This is a genomic window from Endozoicomonas sp. YOMI1, assembly GCF_024606345.1.
Lineage (GTDB): Bacteria > Pseudomonadota > Gammaproteobacteria > Pseudomonadales > Endozoicomonadaceae > Endozoicomonas.
The window spans coordinates 1-4542 of record NZ_JAHHPM010000289.1 but is presented as its reverse complement, the minus strand read 5'-3'; the positions used below and the strand labels follow the sequence as shown (position 1 = coordinate 4542).

General features: G+C 44.8%; 5 protein-coding genes. All 5 read left to right on the top strand.

Annotated elements, in window-relative coordinates:
• Nucleotides 1–188 precede the first annotated feature (188 nt).
• The 5 genes from KDK15_RS10060 (at nucleotide 189) to KDK15_RS10045 (ending at nucleotide 4445) form a co-directional block, all read left to right on the top strand.
• Entirely contained in the window at nucleotides 189–1184 is a 996-nt protein-coding gene (locus KDK15_RS10060; RefSeq protein WP_257295226.1) for an SPRY domain-containing protein, read from the top strand.
• 282 nt (nucleotides 1185–1466) lie between these two features.
• On the top strand, nucleotides 1467–2276 hold the full coding sequence (locus KDK15_RS10055) for an SPRY domain-containing protein (RefSeq protein ID WP_257295225.1): 810 nt from the start codon (nucleotides 1467–1469) through the stop codon (nucleotides 2274–2276).
• A 320-nt stretch (nucleotides 2277–2596) separates the two neighbouring features.
• Nucleotides 2597–2812 carry a Dyp-type peroxidase domain-containing protein gene (locus KDK15_RS21255; RefSeq protein ID WP_373691359.1) on the top strand — a complete coding sequence of 72 codons (216 nt, stop codon included), beginning with the start codon at nucleotides 2597–2599 and terminating at the stop codon, nucleotides 2810–2812.
• On the top strand, nucleotides 2739–3014 hold the full coding sequence (locus tag KDK15_RS21250) for a Dyp-type peroxidase (RefSeq protein ID WP_373691358.1): 276 nt from the start codon (nucleotides 2739–2741) through the stop codon (nucleotides 3012–3014). The genes KDK15_RS21255 and KDK15_RS21250 overlap by 74 nt, the downstream gene beginning before the upstream one ends.
• Before the next feature lie 240 nt (nucleotides 3015–3254).
• Entirely contained in the window at nucleotides 3255–4445 is a 1191-nt protein-coding gene (locus KDK15_RS10045) for a hypothetical protein (RefSeq protein ID WP_257295223.1), read from the top strand.
• Nucleotides 4446–4542: the final 97 nt, after the last annotated feature.

The following is a 4542-nucleotide window of genomic DNA, read 5'->3' as shown; positions in this document are numbered from 1 at the left end:
CTTGCCCAGCTGTCCAAAATGACTTGCTCGCTATCATATTTAGAAGGCGGAATTGCTATAATCAGGGAGTATTGTATAGAGCATCTTCATTAACAGAAATAAGTAATCATTCACGGTGGCACTTCCCTTTCTATCAGGTTTTTACTTGATAAGACCGGCCTTAAGAATACCGATGGCTCCTGAAATACATGATTTTCTCCCATGCAAAAAGTCATAATGGTCAGAATAAGAACTTTTCCATTTTAAAGCTGTCAAATGTTAGTAACTTATATGAAACAGTGTTCATGAATATAAGAAGCCATTTTTCACAATGCCTGCCGTGTCTACAAATACCTTCCCAAACAGGGGCAAAAAGGAATGTCAATCATAAAGTCCAATTACCCGAGTACACCTATACATATTTATCTTTAAAAGCTCTGGAACGTCAGAGTTTTACTAACTCTTCCATCATCACCGCTTGGGATCGGGCTAAAAGCAGTAACACTATTCGCATCCTGGATAATGAGCCAACAAGATTACGTCGCGATCCAGCTTCCTTTGATAGTACAGAAATTGCCATGTCAGATACCGGCTTTTCAAAAGGCATTCATGTTCTTGACGTTGTATGGCCGCTCCATAAGCGAGGGTCTCGTCCGGTAATCGGGGTCGCACTGGAAGGAACCCCTAACCGTGTAACTGGTTCCACAAATCTTCTGGGTAGCACAGAGTCCTCCTGGGGCTGGAATTTAAAAAACAACAAACTGTTTCACAACGGCCAAACTATAGGCAATTACCCCGAAGACAAATCAGACAGTGAATTTATTGCACCTCAAAAAATTAGCTGCATAATAGATATGAATGCAGGAACCTTAGGCTTCAAAGCCGATGAAAAATATTTGGGAGATGCGTTTTCGGGACTCAGACATAAAACAGTTTTCCTGGCTGTGTCCGTTACCCATGTGAATACAGAAATCGAAATCAATTATAATAAAGGCTTTAATGCCAACACCCCTCTCTCACTACAAGATCTGACAAAGCTGTCATTAAGAAGACTGGTTAAATTTGAAGAGCAGCTTGCCGACCTTCCTACCGCTCCATCCTTAAAGAGATTCATTGCTGATAAAGAAATGACCAACGTTAATGGCAAAGATAAAAAACCTGCCCGCAGAGTAAATAACCTTTGCCCTTGGCTATGTTGCCGTTAATGGTTGGCAGTGAGTTCAATAGCTGGATCAGAAAAAAGAACTTTTTCATTTTAAAGCTGTCCAACAATTAATTAATAATTATCAACTTTTAAGAATATATTTATGAATCTAAGAAGTCTTATTTCAAATTGTATACAGTGTCTGCCAAAACCTTCTCAAACTCTCCCTTCTCAAACCAGTCAACCAACCTCAGCAGGACATGACCCCCGGGAAGAAACGGTTTCTCTCTGCCGACAACAGGCGACAGACAACAATATCTGGGAAGGAAGGAATGTCAATCAAATGATTCCATTGCCCGAGTGCACCTATACCTCTTTGTCATTAAAAGCCTTGGAACGTCATGACTTTCCTAATGTCTATATACGCACCGCCTGGGATCGAGCCAAAAGCAGTGCCAATATTCGCATCAACGATGATGAGCCAACAAAATTACATCGTGGACATAATTTAAAGAGTACAGATATTGCCATGTCGGATACCGGCTTTTCGAAAGGCATGCATATTCTGGACGTTGAATGGCCGAGCACGATGCGAGGATCTCATGCGGTGATTGGGGTTGCACTGGCAGGAACCCCTAACAATGAAATGGGTTATACCAATCTTCTTGGCAGCACAGAGTCCTCCTGGGGCTGGGATATAAATAACAAAAAACTGCTTCATAACGGGCAAACCATTGGCAATTATCCCAAAGGAAAAGCCAATGAGGTATTTGATGTGCCTGAAAAGATAAGCTGCATAATAGATATGAATACAGGAACCATAGGCTTCAAAACCAACGAGGAATATTTGGGAAATGCGTTTTCGGGGTTAAAGCATAAAACCGTTTTCCTGGCTGTGTCCTCTGTTTTTGGGGATGCAGAAATATCAGTCGAATATATCAAAGGCTGTAATGCCACTCTTCTCTCACTGCAAGACCTGTTAAAACTGACATTAAGAAACCGGGTGAAATTTGCAGAGCAGATCACACAACTTCCTACCGCTCCAAAATTAATGGAATTCATTGCTGACAAATCAATAACTGACGTTGATGACATCAATGAAAATACCCACCAGCAGATCGAAGAATCTTCACTCGCTGCATTAATCACCTAAATGATTCAACCATCTGGTTTTGACGTCTATAAAACATTGATCCTTGACAGTAACAAATACTCAGCAGTGGTAATATAATGATCAGCCAATCACAACCAGACACCGAGTTTATTTGATACATTGTCTGACCGCCCTTGCAGCGCAAAGCTGCCAGGAGGCTGTCCGAGAATAGGCTGCCATACACTGGAAAGCAACTTAACAGAAAGCCAGTTATCACGGCCCACAAATGTGACAGGCAACTCAATTTACAGACTTTCAAGGTTTAAGACCATGCCAACGCCTCAGTCCGGCATCACTCCGGATGCCAATACCGACGCTCAATTTCTGATACTGACGATCAAAGAAAACGACATCGGCAGTCTATCGAAATCCGCCAGACACTTTCCAGCATTCCAGAGCTTACTGAAACTCTGGCCTGGCAATACCCCGATGCCAGGCTCAGCTCAACCATCAGTATTGGCAGTGGTGCCTGGGATCAGCTTTATTCCGACAGCAAACCCAGGGCACGGCAACAGTATGGAGATTCTCCGCCATAGTATGCCTTATGGTGATGCCAGGGAGTCAGGCCTGTTCTTTATTGCCTATGGCAAGACACCTGAACATTTTCATCGGATGCTGAAAGCAATGTTTAAAGCCGATGCCCATGGTCACTATGATCATCTGATGAATTTTTCAACAGCGGTCACTGGCTGTGCTTTCTTTGCGCCCTCTCTTGAATTTTTGGCCTTGAATATTTGAGCGAAAATCAATGACCACTGTCAGCACCTCTTCTGAGGTGCTTGCTGAGGAGTTTTGTTATTGCTGGCACCCACAACCCGCACGGCTTATGAAACTAATTGGGTAGGTCAATGGTCTACGATAGTGTCCAGCTTGCAGCAGCGCAGGCATGGACGCGAAAACTAACCGGCTTATACCCAAAACATTACCAGTTTTGACAACCAGCCATTAACAACAAACTCCAACGAAACAGGTATTTACATGAATATTAACCCTGCAACCGTTCCGCTCACCCTATCACCCCAGCGCTCTTCACCAGAACAACCGACCCCGGCAGCACAATCGGTCACTCCGTTTACGGCTGAAAGTTTCAACAATCTGCCAGGAGCCGATGAGCTGGCAACCCGATTGAACACACTCAACAGCAATATGCGAACCAGCCTAACAACTGAAGGGATTGCACAAATGTGCCATAACTTCACCAGTGCCTTTAATCTGGATAATGTCCTGGTTGAAGAGTCCAGCCAGCGCAAAGCCATTGAAATCCTCCTGGCCATCACCAACTGCTATGACGAAAAATCCATCAAAGGGTTTGCTGACAGCAAACTGAATGAGACTCTTGACACTGACAAGCAGAAAGACTGCCAAGCGTTGAAGGATAAAGCCAACGAGGATAACTCTACGACGGAGATTGTCCTGCCTCCGGAGTATGACGGTAAATCGGTAAAATTCAGCTTCTGGCGGGAAAAGTTAATGAATAGTTTTATTGACTCCGAATTCCCGAAGGCAAACTTTAGCGCGGAACAAAAGAAGCAACTGCAAGACGCACTGTTGATGGCCAAAATGCAGATTGCTGCCAATACCGGAATCGGTAACTTCAAAGAACCAATAGTTTATGAACACTTCAACCGGGAAACAGCCAGCCAGCTAACTGGCCGCATAGTCTACCCACGGCAGCAACAGTGTGCTGATAAACTGGCAAAGGAGATCATGGCGTTACAACAACAGTTGTTCGACCACGAGTCAGAGCTGATCAGCATGCTGGGCAGTGATAACACCACCACTAAATTGCTGGATGCCAATCAACGGCATCACCTGCAAACATTACTGGGCAGCCAGGGTGAAGACAACAGCAGTACCCTGACCAATGAGGTAGCCTTGCTGGTTTCATTTGTCGCAAGAGACCCCAATTTGGCGGGCGCATTTTCCCAACTTGGTATCAATCCGGTGAATCTTACCCATTTAGCCAAAGCACACAGCATACTGAACAATGCCCGGGCTGCCGACAACAAACAACTCACCAACGAAATTGCCGCTGACGGTCTGCAAAAAAGTGATGCGTTCACCAGAAAGTTCTTCAGCAGCGAGCCCGCCAGGAATCCAAATTACAAGGATGAGACAACGTCTGCCAAAATCGCCTTATGGCTGGCGGAGCGCAATCAATCCGGCTGATCCAGGCGCTTACGGATCAGATAGACAAACTGACCTAGGAGACTGTCCGAGAATAGCGCCCGTCTAGGCGACCCCGTAGCGAGGATTGCGAGAAATT